Source organism: Enterococcus dongliensis, from assembly GCF_031927985.1.
GTDB classification, from domain to species: Bacteria; Bacillota; Bacilli; order Lactobacillales; family Enterococcaceae; genus Enterococcus_A; species Enterococcus_A dongliensis.
Genome location: NZ_JARPZC010000016.1, coordinates 48,157 through 72,392, shown reverse-complemented (window position 1 = coordinate 72,392; position 24,236 = coordinate 48,157). Strand labels below are relative to the sequence as shown.

27 protein-coding genes are annotated in these 24,236 nt (G+C 36.0%); 26 read left to right on the top strand and 1 reads right to left on the bottom strand.

Features of this window, described 5'->3' with window-relative positions; all coding sequences use genetic code 11:
- Positions 1 to 84 precede the first annotated feature (84 nt).
- The 26 genes from P7D84_RS11340 to eutM all read left to right on the top strand — a co-directional run bounded on the left by P7D84_RS11340 (position 85) and on the right by eutM (position 23,048).
- Positions 85 to 1,560: a glycoside hydrolase family 32 protein gene (locus P7D84_RS11340; RefSeq protein ID WP_311806475.1), complete on the top strand. Its 1,476-nt coding sequence runs from the start codon at positions 85 to 87 to the stop codon at positions 1,558 to 1,560.
- Positions 1,561 to 1,564: 4 nt separating this feature from the next.
- Positions 1,565 to 2,434, top strand: coding sequence for a fructokinase ScrK (scrK, locus tag P7D84_RS11335; RefSeq protein WP_311806474.1), 870 nt, complete (start codon positions 1,565 to 1,567; stop codon positions 2,432 to 2,434).
- Between the two features lie 97 nt (positions 2,435 to 2,531).
- Positions 2,532 to 2,681 carry a hypothetical protein gene (locus tag P7D84_RS11330; protein ID WP_311806473.1) on the top strand — a complete coding sequence of 50 codons (150 nt, stop codon included), beginning with the start codon at positions 2,532 to 2,534 and terminating at the stop codon, positions 2,679 to 2,681.
- A 502-nt stretch (positions 2,682 to 3,183) separates the two neighbouring features.
- Positions 3,184 to 3,972 carry an L-threonylcarbamoyladenylate synthase gene (locus tag P7D84_RS11325; protein WP_311806472.1) on the top strand — a complete coding sequence of 263 codons (789 nt, stop codon included), beginning with the start codon at positions 3,184 to 3,186 and terminating at the stop codon, positions 3,970 to 3,972.
- Between the two features lie 996 nt (positions 3,973 to 4,968).
- On the top strand, positions 4,969 to 6,303 hold the full coding sequence (gene nox / locus P7D84_RS11320) for a H2O-forming NADH oxidase (protein WP_311806471.1): 1,335 nt from the start codon (positions 4,969 to 4,971) through the stop codon (positions 6,301 to 6,303).
- 236 nt (positions 6,304 to 6,539) lie between these two features.
- Positions 6,540 to 7,385, top strand: a complete 846-nt coding sequence (locus tag P7D84_RS11315) for a MerR family transcriptional regulator (RefSeq protein WP_311803807.1) — start codon at positions 6,540 to 6,542, stop codon at positions 7,383 to 7,385.
- A gap of 553 nt (positions 7,386 to 7,938) precedes the next feature.
- The gene (locus P7D84_RS11310) at positions 7,939 to 8,226 is read left to right on the top strand and encodes a BMC domain-containing protein (protein ID WP_311803806.1); all 288 of its coding nucleotides are present in this window, start codon (positions 7,939 to 7,941) and stop codon (positions 8,224 to 8,226) included.
- 12 nt (positions 8,227 to 8,238) lie between these two features.
- Entirely contained in the window at positions 8,239 to 9,249 is a 1,011-nt protein-coding gene (locus tag P7D84_RS11305; protein WP_311803805.1) for a DMT family transporter, read from the top strand.
- A gap of 1 nt (position 9,250) precedes the next feature.
- A complete protein-coding gene (locus P7D84_RS11300; RefSeq protein WP_311803804.1) occupies positions 9,251 to 9,535 on the top strand; it encodes a hypothetical protein in 285 nt (94 codons plus the stop codon).
- A 12-nt stretch (positions 9,536 to 9,547) separates the two neighbouring features.
- Positions 9,548 to 9,844, top strand: coding sequence for a BMC domain-containing protein (locus P7D84_RS11295; RefSeq protein ID WP_311803803.1), 297 nt, complete (start codon positions 9,548 to 9,550; stop codon positions 9,842 to 9,844).
- 10 nt (positions 9,845 to 9,854) lie between these two features.
- Positions 9,855 to 10,160, top strand: a complete 306-nt coding sequence (locus P7D84_RS11290) for a BMC domain-containing protein (RefSeq protein ID WP_311806470.1) — start codon at positions 9,855 to 9,857, stop codon at positions 10,158 to 10,160.
- A 12-nt stretch (positions 10,161 to 10,172) separates the two neighbouring features.
- Positions 10,173 to 11,606 (top strand): aldehyde dehydrogenase family protein, encoded by a 1,434-nt coding sequence (locus P7D84_RS11285; RefSeq protein ID WP_311806469.1) that lies wholly within the window; start codon positions 10,173 to 10,175, stop codon positions 11,604 to 11,606.
- A 23-nt stretch (positions 11,607 to 11,629) separates the two neighbouring features.
- Positions 11,630 to 14,170: a choline trimethylamine-lyase gene (gene cutC / locus P7D84_RS11280; RefSeq protein ID WP_311803800.1), complete on the top strand. Its 2,541-nt coding sequence runs from the start codon at positions 11,630 to 11,632 to the stop codon at positions 14,168 to 14,170.
- Positions 14,171 to 14,194: 24 nt separating this feature from the next.
- A complete protein-coding gene (cutD, locus tag P7D84_RS11275) occupies positions 14,195 to 15,145 on the top strand; it encodes a choline TMA-lyase-activating enzyme (protein ID WP_311806468.1) in 951 nt (316 codons plus the stop codon).
- A 14-nt stretch (positions 15,146 to 15,159) separates the two neighbouring features.
- Positions 15,160 to 15,504, top strand: coding sequence for a BMC domain-containing protein (locus tag P7D84_RS11270; RefSeq protein ID WP_311806467.1), 345 nt, complete (start codon positions 15,160 to 15,162; stop codon positions 15,502 to 15,504).
- Positions 15,501 to 15,929 carry a EutP/PduV family microcompartment system protein gene (locus tag P7D84_RS11265; RefSeq protein ID WP_311803797.1) on the top strand — a complete coding sequence of 143 codons (429 nt, stop codon included), beginning with the start codon at positions 15,501 to 15,503 and terminating at the stop codon, positions 15,927 to 15,929. Before P7D84_RS11270 ends, P7D84_RS11265 begins: the two co-directional genes overlap by 4 nt.
- 15 nt (positions 15,930 to 15,944) lie before the next feature.
- Complete coding sequence (locus P7D84_RS11260; protein ID WP_311803796.1) at positions 15,945 to 17,084, top strand: 1-propanol dehydrogenase PduQ; 1,140 nt, start codon at positions 15,945 to 15,947, stop codon at positions 17,082 to 17,084.
- Positions 17,084 to 17,638: a hypothetical protein gene (locus tag P7D84_RS11255; protein ID WP_311806466.1), complete on the top strand. Its 555-nt coding sequence runs from the start codon at positions 17,084 to 17,086 to the stop codon at positions 17,636 to 17,638. The genes P7D84_RS11260 and P7D84_RS11255 overlap by 1 nt, the downstream gene beginning before the upstream one ends.
- A 41-nt stretch (positions 17,639 to 17,679) precedes the next feature.
- A complete protein-coding gene (gene eutJ / locus P7D84_RS11250; protein WP_311803794.1) occupies positions 17,680 to 18,516 on the top strand; it encodes an ethanolamine utilization protein EutJ in 837 nt (278 codons plus the stop codon).
- 155 nt (positions 18,517 to 18,671) lie between these two features.
- Complete coding sequence (locus tag P7D84_RS11245) at positions 18,672 to 18,971, top strand: BMC domain-containing protein (RefSeq protein WP_311803793.1); 300 nt, start codon at positions 18,672 to 18,674, stop codon at positions 18,969 to 18,971.
- On the top strand, positions 18,965 to 19,228 hold the full coding sequence (locus tag P7D84_RS11240) for a EutN/CcmL family microcompartment protein (protein WP_311803792.1): 264 nt from the start codon (positions 18,965 to 18,967) through the stop codon (positions 19,226 to 19,228). Before P7D84_RS11245 ends, P7D84_RS11240 begins: the two co-directional genes overlap by 7 nt.
- Positions 19,229 to 19,243: 15 nt before the next feature.
- On the top strand, positions 19,244 to 19,849 hold the full coding sequence (locus P7D84_RS11235; RefSeq protein ID WP_311806465.1) for a EutQ-related cupin domain-containing protein: 606 nt from the start codon (positions 19,244 to 19,246) through the stop codon (positions 19,847 to 19,849).
- 56 nt (positions 19,850 to 19,905) lie between these two features.
- Entirely contained in the window at positions 19,906 to 20,517 is a 612-nt protein-coding gene (locus tag P7D84_RS11230) for a BMC domain-containing protein (RefSeq protein WP_311806464.1), read from the top strand.
- 20 nt (positions 20,518 to 20,537) lie between these two features.
- Positions 20,538 to 22,073: an acetaldehyde dehydrogenase (acetylating) gene (locus P7D84_RS11225; protein WP_311803789.1), complete on the top strand. Its 1,536-nt coding sequence runs from the start codon at positions 20,538 to 20,540 to the stop codon at positions 22,071 to 22,073.
- A 41-nt stretch (positions 22,074 to 22,114) separates the two neighbouring features.
- The gene (locus tag P7D84_RS11220; RefSeq protein WP_137604442.1) at positions 22,115 to 22,750 is read left to right on the top strand and encodes a phosphate propanoyltransferase; all 636 of its coding nucleotides are present in this window, start codon (positions 22,115 to 22,117) and stop codon (positions 22,748 to 22,750) included.
- Between the two features lie 16 nt (positions 22,751 to 22,766).
- The gene (gene eutM / locus P7D84_RS11215; protein ID WP_137604441.1) at positions 22,767 to 23,048 is read left to right on the top strand and encodes an ethanolamine utilization microcompartment protein EutM; all 282 of its coding nucleotides are present in this window, start codon (positions 22,767 to 22,769) and stop codon (positions 23,046 to 23,048) included.
- Between the two features lie 128 nt (positions 23,049 to 23,176).
- On the opposite strand, the gene P7D84_RS11210 is transcribed toward eutM, so the two are convergent.
- Complete coding sequence (locus P7D84_RS11210) at positions 23,177 to 24,097, bottom strand: sugar-binding transcriptional regulator (RefSeq protein WP_311806463.1); 921 nt, start codon at positions 24,095 to 24,097, stop codon at positions 23,177 to 23,179.
- Between the last annotated feature and the right edge of the window lie 139 nt (positions 24,098 to 24,236).

The window sequence follows — 24,236 nt, the reverse complement described above, 5'->3', positions numbered from 1 at the left end:
AAATTAAAATAACGATGGTTCATAGGGTTATCCAATTAAAACCGGAAGGTTAAAACCCTAACTCTAATATACAAGGATGGCAGAATGAAAATCTCAAAAACAGTAAATCATGAAAATAAATTAAAAAAAGCAAATGACTATATTAAAGAAAATGGAGTAAACGTTCAGGCTACAAATTCTAGATTGAAGATGCACTTTATGACACCACTAGGTTGGATGAATGATCCTAATGGGTTAGTTTTTTATCAAGGTGAGTATCACTTATTCTTTCAATTTTATCCATATGATGTTGAATGGGGACCGATGCATTGGGGACATGCTAAGAGTCATGATGGAATCAAATGGGAGTATCTACCTATTGCTCTGGCACCATCTGAAGAATACGACTATTCGAATATCGAACGAGGACACGGCTGCTTTTCAGGCAGCGCGATTTCAGTAGAGAATAAATTAGTAGTGATGTATACGGGAAATGTTGACGGTAGAACACCGCGTCAAACGCAAAATATTGCTTTTTCCGAAGATGGTAGAAGCTTTACTAAGTATTCAAACAATCCAGTAATAGATGCTTTTCCAGTTGAAGCGACCGAAGATTTTCGTGATCCAAAAATCTGGAAAAAAGATGAGCTGTATTATGCAGTCATAGGGACTAAAAAAGATGGAAAAGGAAAAGCGGCAATTTATAGCTCGCCGAATTTGAAGGATTGGGACTATCGCGGAATCGCAGCTGAAAGTAATGGGAAGCAAGGAGATATGTGGGAGTGCCCTGATTTATTTACACTCAATCAGCAAGATATTCTGATTATATCTCCTATGTATGGAACGAAAAATAGCAATCCTTATTATCTGTTAGGTGATTTTGACTATGAGACATGTAGATTTGAACAAAGTGAATTTTTTACTCTAGATTATGGGAAAGATTTTTATGCGCCGCAAACCTTCACCGATGACAAGAATCGAAGAATAATGATTGGCTGGATGAACATGTGGTTTACCGAAATGCCCGAAAAGAAAGATGGCTGGGCTGGTGCAATGACAATTGCACGAGAATTGACATTCAAAAATAATAAGCTTTACCAATCTCCGATTGCAGAATTGAATGATTATCGTGTAGATTCAGAGTATATGGAAAATATTCAAGTAAATTCTGAATCAAATTTCAATATCTCACTAGCAAATGCTTCCGATATACTACTTATTGTTGATATAGAGAATTCTAAGGCGGAAAGTTTTGATATTTTTGTGAAATGTTCGGAAGATATGAAGGAAAAAACAAATCTACATTTTGACTTAAAGCAAATGAATATCACGGTAGATAGAGAATTTTTTGGACAAGGAGATACAGATGATTCTATCGCACCATTAAGTGTGAATAATGGGAAACTTTTTATTCGACTTATTTTAGATACAAACGCACTAGAATTATTTATTAATGAAGGAGAATATACCTTAACTAGTCGAATATATCCAAAAAATCGCGATGAACTATTTATCATCAAATCAGAAGAATTATTGCAAGTAGAACGACTAGAGAACCATTCACTTAAAATGGAGGGGTAAAAATATGGTTTTTGGTGCAATTGAAGCAGGAGGTACAAAATTTGTTTGTGCGATTGGAGACGAAAAATTAACTGTTGAAAAGCGAGTCAGTTTTCCTACGACAACTCCTGAAGAAACAATGAACTTAGTGATTGACTTTTTTAAAGATTATCAGTCAGAGCTTGAAAGCATTGGTGTTGGATCCTTTGGACCAATTGATATTCATCGAGATTCATCAACCTATGGTTATATTACTTCCACACCCAAATTGGGTTGGCAAGACTTTGATTTTGTGGGTAATTTGAAGAACCACTTTAACGTCCCGATTACTTGGACTACAGACGTGAATGCTGCAGCTTATGGCGAGTATGCATGTGGAGAAGGGCAAGGGAAAGATAGTGTTGTCTATTATACTATCGGTACTGGTATTGGTGGAGGTGCGCTTCAAAAAGGAGAATTTATCGAAGGATTTAGCCATCCAGAAATGGGGCATATGATAGTAATTCCACATGAAAAAGACAATTTCAAGGGTAATTGTCCATTTCATGAAAATTGTTTAGAAGGAATGGCGGCTGGTCCGGCTATTGAAGCAAGAACAGGTAGAAAAGGACAAGATATTCCAGCGTCGGATGTTTTTTGGGAGAGTGAAGCCTTTTACATTGCTCAATGTGTCTACAATACTACTTTGATACTTTCTCCCGATGTCATTATATTAGGCGGTGGAGTGATGAAACAATCTCATATGGTGGAACGAGTTCGTAAAAATTTTGAGGCTTTAATGAAAAATTATGTGAGAACTCCGACAATAAAAAACTATATCGTTACGCCTGCTTTGAAAGATAACGCCGGGATTATAGGGTGTTTGGCCTTAGCAAAGAAAATAATTAAAAAATAAATTATTGTTATTAGCATGAATTAACCGCCATATCCTAACTCTTTTTCATTAATAAGTCTTATGTCTAATTCTGCTTGATCGGAAACGAGGGAGAAAGATGGTTAGAAAATCTAGTTCATTGTTAAAAAAAATATCTAAAAATGAAAGAATAATAAGTTATTTCAAAAGTATAGGAAAAATCGAAAAAAATTTATTTGTTGCTAAAACGTTAACAATCAAGCAAGCTCCCATAATAAAAAGGAAGTAGTAGGAAAACCAAATAATTATTTGACTTTAAGTAAGTATTCCAGTAATGCTTACTTAAAGTTCGTGCTTTTAAGTATAAATTGTTTAGAAAATTAAATAAGAGTCGATAATTTGAAGCAAATGTTGCTAGAATACTTTTTGTGAGTACATAATAAAAGCTTAGAATTTAAATAGAGAGTGGTTTTATTTCATTCTATAGATTGCATTAAATTCGCTAAATCTATTTTTGATTCTTTAAGATTATGCAAGAAAATAAATATGTAGTATTACTACGTACTCTTATTTTCTGCTGTGAGCGGTTGTTTCTTAGTTTATAGTTCGGATTCAATTTTTAGAAAGGTTATTGAGTTGTCCGATAATTATCAACATTACTCGCCTTATTTTTATACGGGATTATGGCTAAATGTTCTTGACTATTTTTTCTGGTTCCTTTATTATCCTAATAACTGCCTGAAATCAGAATTTTCAGAATATTTTCAAAATATTTTTGTTTTAAAGAAAGGATGAATGAATTGAGCGAAAAGAAAGTCAAATGGAACGGGCAGCCGAATCAAGAGGCGATTGCTCTATTAAAACAAACAGGGAAAGTGATTGTTTGTCCAACTAAAGTGGGTTATATCGTTGCTGTTTCCGATAAAGAAGGTTTAGAACGAAAGTTTTCTGCGAAAAATCGTAAACGAAACAAGCCGGGCGTTGTTTTGTGCAGTTCTCTTGAACAATTGTATGAATTGGCAGAAGTAACTAGCGAAATTGCTGCTGTCTATCAAGAATGTTGGGAAAAAGATATTCTCTTTGGAGCAATTCTTCCATGGAAAGAAGCTGGGAAAGCTTATATCCCACAAGATGGTTCGGATGAATTAATGACAGATGTTCGGGGAACAAGCTGTTTTGTCGTTAAATTTGGTGTTCCAGGAGAACAAATTTCTAAAGAATTATGGGATCAAGAGAAAAAATTGCTCTTTGCCAGTTCAGCAAATCCGTCTGGTAAGGGGAATCGCGGTCTAGTTGAAGGAATTGGAGAAAAAATCGCAAATGAAGCAGACTTAATCATTGAAGGAAACGATTATGTTGCTTCAATCCAACCAGATAAGACTATTGAAACACGTTATGAACAAGGCGTTATGGTTTCTTTCGTAGATAGAGACGGAAATTTAATCCCTGAACAAGGGACAGCTCGCTCAATCACTCCAGCACCTGTCTTGATTCGAAAAGGATTGGATGTCGATAAGATTCAATCAATTTTATCTGAACAATTCAATTCGTGGGATTATCGTCATGGTGAATATTATTAAATCGCCTTTTACTCTGATTGAAAAAAGGAAGTCATCATAGTTTTTAATAGTTAGATGCAAAAAAAGAGACGATTTCTATTTTAATAGAAATCAGTCTCTTTTTTTGAGTGATATAGACAGTTAGGATTGCTAAAAAACACAACTATTTATTAAATACTTTTTTAGACGCTGAAAGTTTCACCAATCTATCTATTAAATGGTCCGACAGTATAACTAGGAACAATTCCTGTTTTTTTATCTTATGCAAATACATTTATTAAATCAATATCTGCTTTTTGAAATTCATAAACTTTATACTCAGAAAATTGTTGATCTACTTTATCTCGTGTAATTTGTTCCCAATCAATTATTTGATCAAGGTATTATAGTCCTCGGTAAATGAATCATCTGTAACTATATTTGTTGCGGTACTTTCTAGGAATATACTATTTTTGCTACCATATCAAAATTCCAAAAATAAATAAATTTCTTGAAAAAGATACTCACAATTTTTCTGTGAGTATCTTTTTGTATGATAAATAAAAATAGATTTTTTTATTTATCATTGATTTAACTGGGTTATTTTTATTGATTTCCATATTTTTTACTAACTGAAATAAACTGCTTTACAACACATTTAATCAGGAGTATTATTCACTTAAGAAAGCGCTTAACATCTTTGTGAGAGGGACTACTTTTTTTATAGAATAAATCGCCTAGTAAAAGATGTTAAAAAAATTCTACGCGGCTTTTTTTAATTAATAATATAACTACTGATATCGTTAGTGCCGCAAGTAGAAAATGAGTATATTTATCGGAGATACAGGTTGATTTATTTTCTTTGGGGTTTCTTGTGAAAAAGCGATCAATAGAAATGCTGAAATAAGAAAGAATCAGTAGTTGCAATTAATTTTAAGAAGTTAGTTACTCAATAAATTTTTAAGGAAAATGCGTGCGCTTTTATATAAAAAATAATATAGGAATTCTTGAGGCTTTAGAGGAATAGGAGGAAAAATTATGACAAAAACAGTTATCATCGGGACAAACCATGCGGGGATTGCAGCAGCAAATACTTTGTTAGATAATTATCCGGATCAAGAAGTTGTAATGATTGATCGTAATTCAAATCTAAGTTATTTAGGCTGTGGAACAGCTTTATGGGTAGGGCGTCAAATTGATGATTACCAAGGATTGTTCTATACAAATAAAGCAGATTTTGAAGCTAAAGGAGCTAAAATCTACATGGAAACGTCGGTTGATCGAATCGACTTTGTTAAGAAAAATGTTTATTGTGTCCAACAGGATGGAAAATCATTTACCGAATCGTATGATAAATTGATTTTAGCTACTGGTTCGCGACCAATTGCACCAAAAGTTCCAGGACATGATTTACCAGGTATTCATTTCTTAAAATTATTCCAAGAAGGCCAAGCAGTTGATGCTGAGATTTCAAAAGAAAGCGTAAAACGAGTAGCAGTCATTGGTGCCGGCTATATTGGAGTTGAAATTGCTGAAGCGGCCAAACGTCGTGGCAAGGAAGTTTTATTGTTTGACGCAGCAGATCGCTCATTACCAAGTTATTATGACAAATGGTTTACAGACGAGATGGACAAAAATTTAGTGGATCATGGTATTGAAACACATTTTGGTGATTTGGTGAAGGAATATAAAGGAAATGATCGGATTCACGCAATTGTAGCTGATTCGGGTGAATATCAAGTAGATATGGTGATTAACGCTATCGGTTTTGGTCCAAATGCTGAACTGGCAAAAGATCATTTAGAATTATTCCCAAATGGCGCGTATTTAGTTGATCGTCATCAACAAACTAGTGATCCGGATGTTTATACTGTGGGAGATTGTGCAACAATTTATTCAAATGCCTTAGAAAAGATGACCTATATTGCTTTGGCTTCTAATGCGGTACGTTCTGGTATCGTAGCAGGTCATAATGTTGGTGGTACTCCATTAGAATCTGCCGGTGTACAGGGATCAAATGGTATTTCTATTTGGGGATTAAACTTAGTCTCAACAGGATTATCCGTTATGGCTGCTGAGAAAAATGGTTTGGACGTGAAATATACGGACTTTGAAGATTTGCAAAAACCAGGATTTGTCAAAGGAGAAAATGACACAGTCAAGATCCGGATCGTTTATGAAACGGCCAGTCGTCGGATTGTCGGAGCACAACTGGCTTCAAAACAAGACATTTCAATGGGAATCCATATGTTCTCATTAGCAATTGAAAAACATGTGACCATCGATGAATTAAAATTATTGGACATCTTCTTCTTGCCACATTTCAATCAACCATACAATTACATTACGATGGCAGCATTATCTGCTGAATAGACTGAATAGGATAAAAAAAGGAGCATAGTATTGATTATGCTCCTTTTTTGTGTGTAGTATAAACGGAAAGTAGAAATAAAAGAGCGTCTCGATTCTATATTATAAAGAGTGATTCTATTATTTTGTTCGTTATTTTAATTCTATCCTGTTGTATATCAGAAAAAAATAACTGCTTGACAACTAAAACAGAACGTCTCATAATTTGTCCAAAGGATTGTGTAGGGGGTAACATAGTAATGAATGCAAAGTTAGACATGAAAAAATTACTTAGTATTGGCGAAGCAGCTGATATCTGTCATGTTTCTAGAAAGACGTTACGTTTTTACGAAGAACTGGGATTACTCGTCCCAGATTATGTCAGTCCACAAAATAATTATCGCTATTACAGCGAAGAGACCGTCATGTTGATTCCTATTTTGAAGTACTATAAGCAAATGGGATTTCACTTGCAAGAGATGTCAGGAGTAGCTGATACAAGTGATTATTTCTTTCATCAACGTAATTTTCTCAGTAAATTGGATAGTTTAAAAAAAGAGGAAGAACGAATTCAAAACTGTTATGAGGCAGTATCTGATTGGGTTGGCTTACTCAATGAAGGAATGATAACAACAGAAAATCAAATGTGCAGTATCAATTTAAAGTACATTGAGCGCGAACCATATTATTTTTTAGAGCAGTCTTTTGAATACGATTACAAAAAATCAATCATTAATATCGATTGGACAAATCATTTGGAGAAATTTGAGAGTGAAATTACTGGTCCAGTCATTTTAGGTTTTTCAGATTATCAAACTAAGGCTGAAGGGACAATTCAATCAGCTACGATTTTACAAAAACCTGTTCGTAATAGTAAGGTCTCATTGCCACGTCAAGATCTTGGCGGACAGATGTTTTTATGTATGTATCATTTAGGTGATTATCAAACTATTGACGAAAAATACCAAATTTTAGCGGAGTGGGCGTTAGAACATAATTATCAAATTGGTCCTAATTGTTATGAACGCTATGTTATTGACTTTTGGTCGACCCAAGATTCAAATAAGTTTGTGACAGAGATTATGATACCAGTAATCAAACTTTAATGGATGAGCTAAGTGACTCAGGTTGCTTAGCTTATTTTTTATTGTATAAATTGAAAAAATATGAAAATAACGTGAAAAAATGAAAAACGAATCTTCATTGTCTATAAGGGAAAGGTTCCTTCAACTTTGGTCATTTTATTTGATTTTATAGGATTAATGAACAGTTGTAATAAATTGAAACTACAACAATCGTTTTCAATTTTCTGATATTTTTTAAGTTTTAATCGAATTAATGACAATTCTCTTTAATCTCTATATTTCTTTTTTTATTTTCACTGTATTAGTGATGAATAAGAATGAACAATTCTTAGAAAAATAATTTTAATTAAGAAAACCTTTTAAAATCAATATTGTTAAAAGAATCACTAGATATCACACGACTATTTCTCGTTTAGAATAAGTAACTGAGAATCAAATCTGTTTTAGTGGAAGATCTTTGTGTTGTACTACACATTTTTTTGGAAATTTACTATTGACTCCTCCCTTTAGGGCACAACCTAAATTAAAGATGCAAAAAAACTCACGCTAAAAGCGTAACTAGGAGGAACAAGCAATGAAATACGATGCTTTAGGAATGGTAGAAACAAAAGGTTTGATTGGTTCAATTGAGGCAGCTGATGCAATGGTCAAAGCAGCGAATGTTTCACTACTAGGAAAAGAATTAGTTGGCGGAGGAATTGTCACAGTAATGGTCAGAGGTGACGTTGGTGCGGTTAAAGCTGCTACAGATGCAGGTGCGGCAGCAGCTCAACGAGTAGGTGAACTTTTATCTGTGCATGTTATTCCACGTCCTCATAGCGAAGTTGAAACTATTCTTCCACATACAACAGTTAACGAGTAAGGGGATTTAAATATGAATAGTGAAAAAAGTGTAATGCAAACGCCAATTTCGGCGGAAACAAAAATGAAGACTGTAGGAAAGAAATTCCATATAGCAGGAATTAGTAATGGATTAATCTCTGGATTGACATATGGTGTGTATTCGACTTTGGTGATGATAGCTAGTGGTTTTGATCCACTAGTAAGTGCGGCTGGTTTTTTAGCAGCACCGTTTGTTTGTTCAGGATTGAATGATTTGTTTGCGGGTATTTGGCTATTATTTTATAACGCAAAACAAGGACGTCTGAAAGAATTGATACGAACATTAAAAACAAAGCCAGGAAAATTACTTGTAGTTGGATTTTTATTAGGTGGTCCGATTGCAAATGGCGCATATTTAGTTGGATTAGCAATGGCAGGCGCATATGCGATTCCAATCTCGGCTACTTGTAGCTTATTTGGAGCTTTGTTTTCTTGGATCTTTTTGAAACAACGTCCAACAAAACGAGTTGTTTTCGGAATGGTTTTATGTGTTTTCGGTGCCATCATCATCAATTGGGTAGCACCTGAAGGTACACCAAACTTTACGATGGGAATTATTTGTGCATTGATTGCAGCAGTTGCTTGGGGTCTTGAAGGAGTTTTCTCAAGTTTTGGTGGAGCTATGATTGATACAGATGTGGCTGTGAATTTACGAGAATTAATCTCAGGTCTGGTTGTTTTGATTTTGATTGTACCAATTGTTGGAGGAATGAACTTATTAGGAGGAACGCTGACAGCAGGTATTCCGATTATCTGGCTTGTTTTATCTGGATTAAGCGCAGCTGTTTCATTTGTTTGCTGGTATAAAGCAAATTCGATGGTAGGTACAGCGATTGGAATGTCATTAAATGTAACGTATGCTTTTTGGGGCGTGTTATTCTGCGTTTTGTTCTTGGGACAAACATTAACAGCGACTATTGTTCTAGGTTCAATTGTCATTGTGTTGGGTGCGATCATTGTTACGATGAATCCTTTAGATTTGATTAGAAAAGGGGATGCATAAGATGTTACTACCAAGTAGAATGGCTGTTTTGAATCATATGTTCGATCAACCAGAAGTTGATGTAAAACAAGTAATGTCAGCGTTAAAAGGGGATTACGGCAATGAGAAACAGTTTAATGAAAAAATGTATTTAGATCATTTGTTAGCTTTGGAAGCAAATGGCTTAGTAGAGATGTCTAGCTATGACTTAGACGATAGCGATGATTTGGTAATGCGTTATGTAATTACAGATGATGGTCGTCATACGGTTGAAAAATATGTTGATGCAGCATATCGCAAAAGTTAAGGAGGCATATCGGTGAGATACCAAGGTGAAGAAGCATTAGGCTTAGTAGAAACGGTCGGTTTGGTGCCGGCATTAAAAGCTTGTGACGAAATGTTAAAGGCAGCTGATGTTGAATTAATTTCCTACGAAAACATTGGCTCAACGTTAGTAACAATCATGATTAAAGGTGATGTCGCCGCAGTAGAAGCTTCTGTTACCGCAGGTGCTAAAGCAGCTGATGCAATCGGAAAACTGACTGCACAAAACGTCATGCCAAGACCAATTAAAGCAGTGGGCTCAATCGTTTCAGTCCACGATATTGACCAGTAGAGGTGAGGAAATGGAAAGATACGAAGCAATCGGCGCAATTGAAACATTTGGTTTGGTTTTTGTTTTAGAAGCCGCAGATGCAATGTGCAAAGCTGCAGATGTTGAGTTGGTCGGGTATGAAAATGTCGCCTCAGGATATATTTCGGTTATTGTCAGAGGTGATGTCGCTGCGTGTAAAACAGCAGTTGAAACTGGGATAGCTGCAGTAGAAGCGATGGGAGCTGAAGTTTATAGTTCCCTTGTTATTGCTAGCCCACATATTGATTTAGGAAAAATTATTGATCGTTATTCATTGGAGCACTTATTACCAGCATAGGGAGTGGACAAAATGCAATTTGTGGATAAAGATCTTAGATCGATTCAAGAAGCCCGCATCTTAGTTGAATCTGCTCGCGACGCACAATCACTACTTAAAGAATATGATCAGACAACAATCGATCACATGATTAATGAAATCATTGATGAGGTAAAAAAAGAAATATTCGAATTGGTAACGGTTGAAATGATCGAGACGAATAAAGGGAAAAAAGAAGATAGGTTATTCTTATGGGAAAAATTTATCACTGAATTTACCAAGTCATTAAATGAACAAGTAATCGGTATTTTAGATAGTGGAAGTAATAATGAATTAAAAAAAATTGGTGTTCCACTAGGTGTTGTAGCAGTAATTTTGCCAGCTGAAAATACGCTATTAAATGCTTTATTTGCCAGTATAAGTGCACTTAAAGCAGGGAATACAGTAATTTTGATTCCGCAACCGAGAACGGAAAAAATAGTTTTTAAACTATTAGAAGTGATTCAACGCACGAATACAGGATTACCTAAAATGAGTATCAGCTGTATGGAAAATACGACGATTGAAGGTGTCAAAGCGCTAGTCGATCAAGAAGCAGTTGCTTTAGTAATCAACATTGATGTACCAGAATTTTTCGACTTAAAAACGAAACAAAAACCAAACATCTATGGAGGAATCGGATCCACACCAGTATTTGTGGAACGAAGTGCTGATATCCCTAAAGCAGCACAAGAAATCGTTAGAAGCCGGGCATTTGATAATGGATTGTTACCGGCTGCGGAACAATTTGTGATTGCAGAAAGCGTAATTGTTCAAGAACTTAAATCGGCAATGACAAAGGCTGGATCATATTTTATGAGTGCTGAAGAAGAAAAAAGACTTTTAGCAAAGTTGTTCTTAGGATCAGAAATTAATCCTGCGGTTATTGGAAAAGAAGCAGTTACTTTAGCAAAAATGGCTGGATTTGAAGTTCCGACAGAAACGGAAGTTTTAGTATCTGAGCAACCTTATATTTTTGATGAAAATCCATTCACTGTAGCGCTAAAATGTCCAATTTTGACTTTCTACTTAGAATCAGATTGGATCCATGCTTGTGATAAATGTATTCAGTTACTAAAAGAAAAACAAAATGGTCACACACTGGCGATTCACTCCAACAATTCAGCAGTAATCAAAGAATTTGCTTTGAAGAAACCCGTTGGTCGAATGATTGTTAATGCTGGTGCGGGTTTTGCAGGAATTGGACTGGATTCATCATTACCTCTTTCCTTGATTTTAGGCGGAATGACTACTAATCGAGGTTTTACAGCCAAAAATATTACCGCAAAAGATTTAACTTATGAACGTGTAATCAGTTATAGTACAACGGGCAATGAGACTACGAAAGTTAGAGAAACAGCAGATAAAGTAGAGATAGACAATCAACAGATGCTTTTTGAAAAAATTTTAAAAAAATTAATGGAGTAGCAAAGTGAGGGAGATGGAGATAAATGGACATCAAAGAATTTTCAGCTAAGTTAGCTGAAGCGACGAAAGAATTGAGTTCAGATGAACGGCAAGCATTGATGAAAATGTTTGCGTCTGTATCTGATGAGATTAAAGAAGATGAGGTAGTCCTAGAAAATTTTGTTTCAGATGAAGGGACAACTATTCCCAATGGAATTACTAAGAGACTACGAGCATTAAAAGATAATTATTTAGAACAGGTGCCATCAATTACAACTTATCGAGCTCGGGCGATCACTAAAATTGCTAAAGAAAATCCAGGAATGCCTAAAATTGTGTTGCGTGCGAAATGTTTCCGCTATTGTTGTGAAACAGCACCATTAGTCATTCAAGATCATGAATTGATTGTAGGGGCTCCTAATGGGAAACCAAGAGCCGGCGCATTTTCACCAGATATCGCTTGGCGTTGGATGGAAGATGAAATTGATACGATTGGTAGTCGTCCGCAAGATCCATTTTATATTTCGGATGAAGACAAAAAGATCATGCGAGAAGAACTATTTCCATTCTGGAAAGGTCAATCGGTAGATGAGTATTGTGAAGATCAATATCGTGAAGCAGGAGTTTGGGAACTATCTGGGGAATCTTTTGTTTCTGATTGTTCATATCATGCGCTAAATGGTGGTGGAGATTCTAATCCAGGTTATGACGTCATTTTGATGAAAAAAGGAATGATTGATATCCAAAATGAAGCCAAAGCACACTTGGAAGAGTTAGATTATGAAAATCCAGATGATATTGAAAAAATTTATTTCTATAAATCAATTATTGATACAACTGAGGGTGTAATGATTTACGCTCGCAGAATGGCTGATTACGCTGCTGAATTAGCCGGCAAAACAGCTGATCCTAAACGGAAAGCTGAGCTTTTAAAAATTGCGGAAGTGAATCGCAAAGTTCCAGCACACAAACCGGATACTTTCTGGGAAGCAATTCAAGCAGTTTGGACGATCGAATCTTTACTAGTAGTAGAAGAAAATCAAACAGGGATGTCAATTGGCCGAGTAGACCAATATATGTACCCATACTTTAAAGCAGATCTTGATGAAGGACGTATAAATGAGTTTGAAGCATTTGAATTAGCTGGTTGTATGTTGATTAAAATGTCTGAAATGATGTGGATTACAAGTGAAGGCGGTTCCAAGTTCTTCGCTGGGTACCAACCATTTGTCAATATGTGTGTCGGCGGTGTAAATCGTCAAGGGCGCGACGCAACAAATGAGCTGACCTATTTATTAATGGATGCTGTTCGCCACGTAAAAGTTTATCAACCATCACTTGCTTGTCGGATTCATACGCATTCACCAAGAGAATATTTGAAGAAAATCGTGGATGTTGTCAGAGCTGGAATGGGATTCCCCGCTTGCCATTTTGACGATACACATATCAAAATGATGCTTGCTAAAGGTGTTTCTATTGAAGACGCTCGTGATTATTGTTTGATGGGGTGTGTTGAACCTCAGAAATCGGGTCGTTTGTACCAATGGACTTCAACAGCTTATACGCAATGGCCAATTTGTATCGAACTGGTTCTAAACCATGGGGTACCTTTATGGTATGGCAAGAAAGTTTGTCCCGATATGGGAGAACTCTCACATTTTGCAACGTATGAAGAATTTGAAACAGCAGTAAAAGATGAAATCAAATATATCACTAAGTGGACGGATGTAGCAACAGTTATTTCACAACGTGTCCATCGTGATCTAGCACCGAAACCATTGATGTCAATCATGTATGAAGGATGCATGGAAAAAGGTAAAGATGTATCTTCTGGTGGTGCTATGTATAATTTTGGTCCTGGAGTGGTTTGGTCTGGACTAGCAACTTATGCAGACTCAATGGCAGCAATCAAAAAATTAGTCTTTGACGAAAAGAAATATAGCTTACAAGAATTAAATGAGGGATTGAAATCTGATTTCGTTGGATTTGAACAAATGCGTACAGATTGTTTGAATGCGCCAAAATATGGAAATGATGATGATTATGCTGATTTGATTGCATCTGATTTAATCAATTTTACAGAATCAGAGCATCGCAAATACAAAACTTTGTATTCTGTTTTAAGTCATGGGACATTATCTATTTCAAATAATACACCTTTTGGTCAAATGACTGGAGCTTCTGCTAATGGTCGTAAGGCTTGGACACCGCTATCAGATGGAATTAGTCCAACTCAAGGAGCCGATTATAAGGGACCGACAGCGATTATTAAATCCGTTTCAAAAATGTCTAATGACAGTATGAATATTGGAATGGTCCATAACTTTAAAATCATGTCTGGTTTGCTAGATACCCCTGAAGGCGAAGAAAGTTTGATTACTTTACTAAAAACTGCTTGTCATTTGGGAAATGGAGAAATGCAATTTAATTACTTAGATAATAACACGTTGATTGAAGCCCAAAAACATCCAGAGCAATATCGGGATTTAATCGTGCGAGTAGCTGGGTACAGTGCCTTCTTCGTAGAATTATGTAAAGATGTGCAAGATGAAATCATTTCACGGACGATGTTGACAAAATTTTAAATAAAAAGCTGGAGCTTGGAATGGATGGTTAATGTGAAAGAGGAACGGATAGAACGGCAAGCGATGATCTTCAATGTACAAAAATACAGTCTGTATGACGGTCCCGGAATCAGAACTATCGTCTTTTTCAAAGGTTGTCCATTGCGTTGCCAGTGGTGTGCCAATCCAGAAGGCATCAAGCGTAAATATGAAGTGATGTACAAAGAAAGTGTCTGTAATGATTGTGGTGCCTGTGTGGAAGCATGTCCATTGGGTATCCACTATCTTGATGAAAATGGAAAACACCAAGTACGCCGTGATATTTCATGTAATGGATGTCAGAAATGCGTTGAGGTTTGTCCAACAAAAGCTTTGAATATTACTGGTGCCATTAAGACAATTTCAGAATTAATGGAAGTTATTCACGAAGATGATGCTTTTTATGAAATGTCTGGTGGTGGAGTGACTTTTAGTGGTGGGGAATGTACTGCACAACCAGAAGCAGCGTTAGAACTTTTGAAGGCTTGTAAAGCAGATGGGATAAATACTGCGATTGAAACGTGTGGACATAGTCGAATGAATAAAATTTTAGAGATGGCTGAATATATAGACCTCTTTTTATATGATATGAAACACATGGATCCGGTTCGGCACAATGAACTGACCGGAATCAGCAATGAGAAGATTTTGGCTAATTTAAAAGAGTTATTGATTCGCGGATATCAAGTCCAAATTAGAATGCCGATGCTAAAAATGATTAATGATAGTCATAAAGAGATCAAACAAATCATTGATTTCCTATTACCTTATAAAGATTTACCAAATTTTAAAGGGATTGACTTGCTCCCTTATCATAAATTAGGAGTCAATAAGTATGGACAGTTAGGGATGGAATATCCCGTTGAAGGTGATCCTAGTTTGGCAGAAGCAGATCTAGATCGAATCGAAAGCTGGATTGCTGATTATGATTTTCCAGTTCGAGTTGTTCGCCATTAGAAAGGAGAAGAAAAATGTCAGAAGAATCAACACGACGAGTCATTGAAGAATCTGTTCCGGGTAAACAGATTACTTTAGCTCATGTAATTGCTTCACCAGTTAATGATGTGTATCAATCATTAGGAATTGATGAAGCTGGAGCAATCGGTATCCTGACGCTCTCTCCTTTCGAAACGGCGATGATTGCAGCTGATATAGCAGTTAAAGTAGCTGATGTTTCCATTGGTTTTTTAGATCGGTTTACCGGCTCCGTTGTTATTACAGGAGACATTGAAAGTGTAGAAACAAGCTTAAGAGAAGTGGTACGAATTTTTAAAGAAATTTTGCAATTTAATGTGGTGGATGTGACACGAACATGAAGAAGCTTCTTTTGGTGGGGCCTAAAGGCAGTGGAAAACTGACAATTGCTAATTTTTTAGAAGACAATAGAGATTTGCCTTTGAAAAAAGTGGCTAGCATCGTTTATCACCAAAAAACTATTATTGTACCTGATAGTTATTTAGAAAGTCCCTGGATGCACAAACATATTATTGCTTTACAGCAATCTGCAACATGTGCCTTGTTTTTACAGCCGATTACTGCTACACGACGTAGTTATCCACCGAATTTTTCGAAAGTATTTCGTATCCCGATTTATGGTGTGGTGACGTATTATCAGGCCTATAAAACAGATGCTTTACTACAGGCACAAAATCAGCTTAAAGACTGTGGAATCAAGAAGATAGACTTAATTCTTGATTTATCAAGTGACGATGAAAAAAAGAAAATCAAACAATTATTTTAGGAAGGAGGCGAAAAAATGGGAAGTTTTAAAATGCACACACAAATTTATTCTGGTATAGACTCAACGAACTATTTAAAAGACTGTCAGTTGCAAAAAGTGTTAGTTATTTGTGATCCCTTTATGGAAAAAAGTGGCAAAGTTAAGAGAATCACCGATATTTTAGCAATAGGGAATATTCCTTATCAAATTTTTTCTGAAGTTGTACCCGATCCGACGATTGAAGTGGTAACTAAGGGTGTGGCCTTTGCGGCAATGCTCCAACCAAATGCAATCATTGCCTTAGGTGGTGGCTCAGCTTTAGATACAGCAAAAGCTGTTCGACAAATCTATCAGCAAGCAGAAACAGATGCACAAGTTCAGTTAATTTGTATCCCAACTACGAGTGGAACAGGGAGCGAAGTTACTTCTTTTGCAGTCATTTCTGATCCATCGGTGAATGGAAAATATGCATTGGTGGATGACGCGATGATTCCAGATGTAGCAATTCTAGACCCAGAATTCACCTTAACTGTTCCAAGTAATGTTACAGCAGATACTGGAACGGATGTTTTAACTCATACGTTAGAAGCATATGTTTCAACAAATGCGACAGATTTTACCGATGCTTGTGCAGAAAAAGCGATGCGAATTATCTGGAAAGATTTGACGAAAGTTACGGTTAATGGAGATAACGCTGAATTAAGAGAGAAAATCCATAATGCTTCCTGCTTAGCAGGTATGGCTTTTAGTGAAGCTTCATTAGGAATTTGTCATAGTTTGGCTCATGCCTTAGGTGGTCGTTTTCACGTACCACATGGTCGTGCTAATGCAATTTTGTTACCACATGTGATTGCATTTAATGCGGGGCTAGAACTGACGCAAGATACTTTGGCTTTGAAAAAATACGCTGAAGCTGCTCGTTTGTTAGGTGTACAGTCTATGACAGAACGAACGACTGTGAACTTATTGATTACAGGAATTCAAAGAATGACCCAAAAAATGGGAATTCCCAAATTAATCACTGATTTAGGAGTAGATGAAACAGAATTTATCGAGGCGATTCCTGAAATGGCTAAGGCCGCTCTAAAAGATAAATGTACATTGACAAATCCACGACCAGTTACTGTAGAAGATTTGGAAGCTATCTATGCCAGAATTTATCGAGGTGGGTTCTAATGCGTTATATCACAGAGCAAGATTTGCAAATGCAAAATCGTCAGGAACCATTAAAAAAGATCACGTTAGCTCAAAATGAACGACTGACCCCAGGTGCTCGCCAATTTTTGACGGATCATCAAATTGTGATAATTGAATGTGGTGGTCAGAATGGAACAACCAAAGAAGCAGATAATACATTGAAGACAGTAAATTTAGGGACGAAACGTCAAACATTTTTCCCATTATTAGAATTAGAATTATGGGAAGCTGCTTTAAAAGCAAATGAAATTAATCGTACCAGTTGTCAACGAATTACTGAGCTAGCGTTTTTAGCTCAACAGATTGCAAAGGAAAATTTATCAGAATTAGAGATTTTTGAAATAGCAGAGACAGCGACAAGTGAACTAACTAGTGAAGCTATTTTTCAACCAACCGGTAAGATTATTTTAAAATTACAAAGAGCCTGTGTTTACAGCACAACTTTGAAAACGTGTGTGACAGCAGCACAAAAAGAAGCTTTGGAATATTTAATTTGTTTAATAAAAAATGAGATTGATCAATTGCTAGTGTGACAATCTTCTCAAAAACTGGAAAAGATGAAGGAGTATTATCTATGATGACTTCGACCGTAAGAGACTGTGACCAACTAGTTGCAGATTTCGAAGCAGTAATTAAAAAACCTAAAAAAAATGTTGCAGCTACTTATTATACAGGCGTCGATCTTGGAACAGCTTGCATTGTCTTAGCCGTCATGGATGAACACCATCAACCAGTAGCAGGAGCTTATCGTTATGCAGATGTTGTTCGCGATGGGATGGTCGTTGACTACATCGGTGCAATTACCATTGTAAGAGAATTAAAAAGTGAACTTGAGGAAAAACTTGAGACAGAATTAATATATGCTGCCGCAGCCATACCACCAGATACGGACGAACTTGATGGTGGAGCAATCAAAAATGTCGTGCAAGGTGCTGGCTTTGAATTGACGAATGTTTTAGATGAACCAACCGCAGCAAATCAAGTGTTAAACATTCAAAATGGAGCAGTAGTAGATATTGGTGGCGGAACTACGGGGATTTCCATTATCAAAGATGGTCAAGTAGTAAAAGTAGCTGATGATGCTACAGGAGGCACTCATTTGACTTTAGTGACAGCTGGAGCCTATGGTTTTTCGATTCCAGAAGCAGAATTATATAAGCGAGAGCAAAAAAATCATCAAGAATTAATTGCTGTATTGCAACCAGTTGTTGAAAAAATCGCAACTATCATTACTAAGCAGATTGCTGGTTATGAGATTGATGAATTGTATTTAGTTGGTGGTACTGCATGCTTAACTGGAATTGAGAAAATTATCGAAGCCAAAACGAAGATCAAAACTTATAAGCCCCTAAATCCAATGTTTGTTACGCCTTTAGGGATTGCTTTAAGTTGTGTAGGTGAAATTTCTTAAAAAGAAACGTATCTGGCAATAAGCTAAAAGTTTCAATCACCATATATCAGAAGCGTTTTTATTCTTTTATCTTATTGTCGGAACCTCATTTTAACTTAAAACTAATAGTTAATAGTTATTTTTAATAAAAATACAAATTATAAGGAGATCAACAAATGGATTGTCGAATAATTAAAACGCCTGGAGAAGGTACGTTAGCGATTTTAAATCGACGTAAGGGCTCTGGTCCTAAAGCAGCATTAGAAACTCCTGACGCAGTTGGTTTAGTTCAAGGGAAATTGATTGAAATGGTTTGTGCTGCCGATATAGCTGAAAAAGCAGTTGGTGTAACGGTTGAAGATATTCGTGGCAGTTGTCCACAAAATATGATCATGCTAGCGATTTTTGGGGATACTGCCTCCGTGGAATCTGCTCTAGATGAAATAAAACATAAAGAGAAGGAACGCAAATGGTAACCGCACGTTTGATTGATAATATTTGGGCGACTAGAAAATCTGAACACTTAAATGGCTTGAAACTCATGATAGCGGAAATAATCGGCGGCTCACGTGATGGGGAGCAAATGATTGTTTGTGATGTCATTGGTGCAGGGATTGGAGATCGGGTAATTATAACAACTGGAAGTGCGGCAAGACGAATGTTAGAAGATGACTCAATTCCAGTTGATGCTGCGGTGATTGGAATTATTGATGAAAGTTGTGAATCTGTATAGAGAGGATCAAAAGCAATGAAAAAATTAATTTGTGTGGAAAATGTAACACAGGCACATGAAAAAAATGAGTCGATCGTTGTAGATCAAGATACGATTATCACTCCCGCTGCTAAAGATTTAATTGAAACTTTTCAAGTACCTTTAAAAGAGTGTGATAAACAAGAATTAGCAAATATTGAGTTACCTGATAATGTCAATAAAGCGACTTTATTGCAATTATTAAAAATGATCTTAGCAGGTGAAACTCAACCATTTAGTTGTGAGAAGCATTCAAATGGATTAAAAGTAATTCGAGGAAACAGTGTAGAAATGGATGTTTTTGATACAGGGAATCCTAAAGCAAAGGTCTTTTATCAAGAATTAGTCAGCAAAGAGGAAAGTAAGATCAGTGCAGGCTTTTTAGAAATTAATCATTCTCAATTTGATTGGGAATTGACGTATGAAGAAATCGATTATGTTATCAGTGGGACGTTGGAAGTTACGATCGAAGGCAAAAAATATACGGCATACCCAGGTGATGTTGTTTTTGTACCGAAAAATAGTAAGGTCACATGGGGATCACCGGATAAAGTAAAATTATTTTACGCCACTTATCCTGCAAATTGGTCTGATTTGATTTAGATTTGCTGTAAGATTCATTTTTAGGCTATTTCAATATTTGATTGAAGGAGTATGCAATGAATGCATTAGGATTAATTGAAACACAAGGTTTACTGGCAGCGATTGAAGCAAGTGATGTGATGCTAAAAACAGCGGAAGTAAATTTGCTACCTAAAGAAATCGTTGGTGGTGGTTTAGTTACAGTCATGGTAACTGGAGATGTTGGCGCTGTCAAAACGGCTGTTGCTGCAGCAGCTTCATCTGTAGAAAGATTAGGTAAAGACTTATTATGTTCAAAACATGTAATTGCTCGTCCTGATGAAAGTTTAATGTGCACGCAACTGATTATGTCAACAGCACAGGAAGAGCCGATAAAAATTCAAACACCTCTTGATGAAATAACAGAAGATGCTCCCGTTTTGAAATTAGAGGATGAACTATCAGAAGTTCCCACGATTGAAAAGACTGAACAAATAAATGAAGAAGTTACAAATCAGGAATCTTTAGAAATTTCTTTGAAAAAATTAAACGAAGAAGAGTTAAAAGCAACACTATCAGGGATGAAAATAGTAGATTTACGTAAATTAGCGAAAAAACAGTCCCATTTTTCAATCACTAATAAAGAAATTTATAAAATCAATAAAGAGAAACTTATTGAAGCATTGAGTAATTACTTTAATAGGAATTGATCGAAAGAGGAGCAACAACAATGAACGATTTTGATAAAGATTTACGCTCAGTTCAAGAAGCTCGTGATTTAGCTCGGGCTGGGAAAGCTGCAGCACAAGAATTTGCAACATTTACACAAGAACAAGTAGATACCATTTTAAAAAGCATGAAAGAATCTGCAGAGAAATTTTCTGTTTGCTTAGCCAAAGCAGCAGTAGATGAAACAGGATTCGGAAAGGTCGCAGATAAGGCTTATAAGAACCATGCAGCAGGTACATTACTTTATGAACAAATCAAAGATGAAAAAACAGTTGGAATTATTAGTGAAGATAAACAAAATGGCACGCTCGATGTAGCAGAACCAGTCGGCTTGATCTTAGGAATTGTTCCGTCTACTAACCCAACTTCAACAGCTATTTTTAAATCAATGGTAGCACTAAAATCAAGAAATGCGATTGTTTTCGCTCCCCATCCTGCAGCAGCACAATGTACTAAAAAAGCAGCTGATATGATGGCACGAGCAGCAGAAGCAGCGGGAGCTCCTAAGGGGATCATCAGTTGTGTTTCAACGCCTACAATGGCTTCGACAAATGAATTACTACATGCTAAAGAAATTAGTTTGATCATTGCCACAGGTGGTCCTGGTATGGTAAAAGCTGCATACAGTTCTGGAAAACCAGCGATTGGTGTGGGTGCTGGGAATTCACCTGCTTACATTGAAAATAGTGCAGATGTAAAACACGCAGTTTCTCAAATCATTGCTAGTAAGACTTTTGATAACGGAACAATTTGTGCATCAGAGCAATCGATTATTTGTGAAGAAAGCAATGAAGCAGCAGTCGTTGCAGAATTAAAAGCACAAGGTGCTTATTTTATGAATGAAGAAGAAACAAATAAAGTTTGTGGCTTACTCTTTAAAAATGGCGGTCATGCAATGAATGCAAAATTTGTTGGTCGTTCACCACAAGTAATTGCAGAAGCAGCTGGATTTATGGTACCCAACACAGCTACTGTCTTGATTGGTCATCAAAAAGGTGTTGGTGAAGGAAACCCATTGTCTTATGAGAAATTGACGACAGTTTTAGCTTTTTATGTTGTTAAAAATTGGGAAGAAGCTTGTCAACTGAGCATCGATCTTTTACAAAATGGAATTGGTCATACAATGAGCATCCATACGAATAATCGTGAGATTGTTTTAAAATTTGCCTCGAAACCTGCTTCACGAATCTTAGTTAATACTGGCGGTAGCCAAGGAGGCACAGGAATTAGTACTGGTCTACCAATTTCATTTACCTTGGGTTGCGGAACTTTTGGCGGTAGTTCTGTTTCTGAGAATGTCAGCCCTAAACACTTATTGAATATCAAAAAAGTTGCTTACGGGTTAAAAGATGTAACAACGTTAGTTCAGGAAGATGCAAGTTTTTCACACGCTGAATTAGAAGGACCGATTGAAGCTTGTTTGACATCTACTGAGACCTCGACAGCTAATAAAGACACTAATACTAAACTTAGTGAATCTGAACTATCTGAATTAGCAGAAGTCGTGCGTAAAGTTTTGTCTCAAATGAATGCATAAACATATTCAGTACAAATAAAGGAATCAAACAAGGAGAAAAAATGGAAGATTATGAAGTCATATTAAACGCGTTGATGGCACATTTAAATCCAGCAGATATGCCGCAAGATAATACTATTCCCGTAGGAATTTCAAATCGGCATATCCATTTAAGCCAAACTGCTGTAGATAAATTATTTGGTTGCAACTATCAATTGACCAAATTAAAGGATTTATCTCAACCTGGTCAATATGCTTGTAAAGAATGTCTGATGATTTGTGGACCGAAAGGTGTGATTGAAAAAGTCCGTATTTTAGGTCCAGTTCGTCCAGAGACACAAGTAGAAATTTTACAAAGTGATACTTTCAAATTAGGTATCAAAGGTGCATTGCGGTTATCCGGGGATTTAACAGGAACTCCAGGGGTCACTTTGATAGGTCCTAAGGGTTCATTTGAAATTACTCAAGGAGTGATCGTAGCTAAGCGTCATATCCATATGTTGCCAGAAGAAGCAGTTCGTTTTGGGGTAACTGATGGAGAAGCTGTTACTATCGAATTTGATGGTGAACGGGGCGGTAGTTTAGCAAATGTTATTGTCCGTGCGAAAGAAAACTCAGGTTTAGAATGTCATATTGACACTGAAGAAGCGAATGCTCTTGGCGTTACGTCAGGGACAAAAATAAAAATCAAAAAATAATTAGGAGGAACATAAAATGAAATCAGATGCATTAGGAATGATTGAAACAAAAGGATTGATTGGATCAATTGAGGCAGCGGATGCTATGGTCAAAGCTGCAAATGTAACTTTAGTTGGTAAAGAACGCGTTGGCGGGGGAATTGTTACCGTCATGGTTCGTGGAGATGTCGGTGCTGTTAAAGCAGCAACAGATGCTGGAGCAGCCGCAGCTCAACGCGTAGGAGAGTTACTATCTGTCCATGTTATTCCACGTCCACATTCAGAAGTAGAATCAATTTTACCAACAACAAACGCGTAAGAAAAGTAAAAAAACTACCTATTTGATTTATTAAATAGGTAGTTTTTTTAGAGCAGTATATCTATAAAAAATCTTTTGAAATAGGTATCATCTATGATAAAAATGCTATCTTTTTGAATTAGATTAAATCATAATAGTTCAGCAATCTCTTCATCAATAATTAAGTCAGTAATAACATTCATATTAAGAAGAGCTTGGATACTTTCAGTTTTTTCTTTTCCGGTAGCAACGATTACTACGCGAGGAATTTTTTTTATATCTTTTAATTCAATTCCAAGTAATCGTTGTGAAAATCCTCTTTTTAAGGGTGTGCCATTAGCAGTAAAAATAGTACTGCCAATATCTCCAATAGCGCGTTCTTTTTTTAGTAGCGCTGCTTCTTCCGTAGAGATGTATTTTAATTTTTTATACGTAGAAGACCGTACAGGGTCACTAACTCCAAGAAGAGCAAAATCTACTTTTTTCCCTTCATCAATAATTTCTTTAACTAATTCTGTATGCAGAAGAGTTTCTTTTACCTCTAAAGTATCTGCTATAGCTGGAGCATAAAAATAGGAAACATCACAATTATATTTTTCTGATAAAACAAAAGCTAAGTGATTAGAATGAAAACGAACTTCAGAAAGTCCGATTCCTCCAACTAGTGGGATAATTTTCAAGTGATTTAGTTTTAGTAAATTTGCCTGTTCTACATATTCATAAAGAGTAGATCCCCAACCAATACCTAGTTTATTAATATTACTAAGTAAAGGTTCAATAAGGTCAACACATAATTTTCCTGCAGCAACTTTTATATCTTTTTGTTTCTTAGCAGCAATTCTAACGTTTTTTAAGTCATATTTTTTTGCAAGCATTTCTTGAAGTTTGACTAAATACAACTCATTATGTTGGATTGTAATCTTCACGATACCTTTTTCCTTGGCTTCATGAAGCAATGAAGCGACTGTTGGACGTGAGATATTTAATTTTTTTGCAATTTCACTTTGGGTAGCTTCTTCTTCATAGTATAAAAGAACAACTTTTATAATCAAATTTTCTCTATCTAACATATCTCCCGATTCCTCCTTAAGAACTAGTAACATATGTTACCGAGTCTTTTTTTTTATATCAAATGATAAGTATATATTCCGTTGACTTTTCAAAGTAATTATACTACTATTTTTACAAAAGTAAATATAATTTATCAAA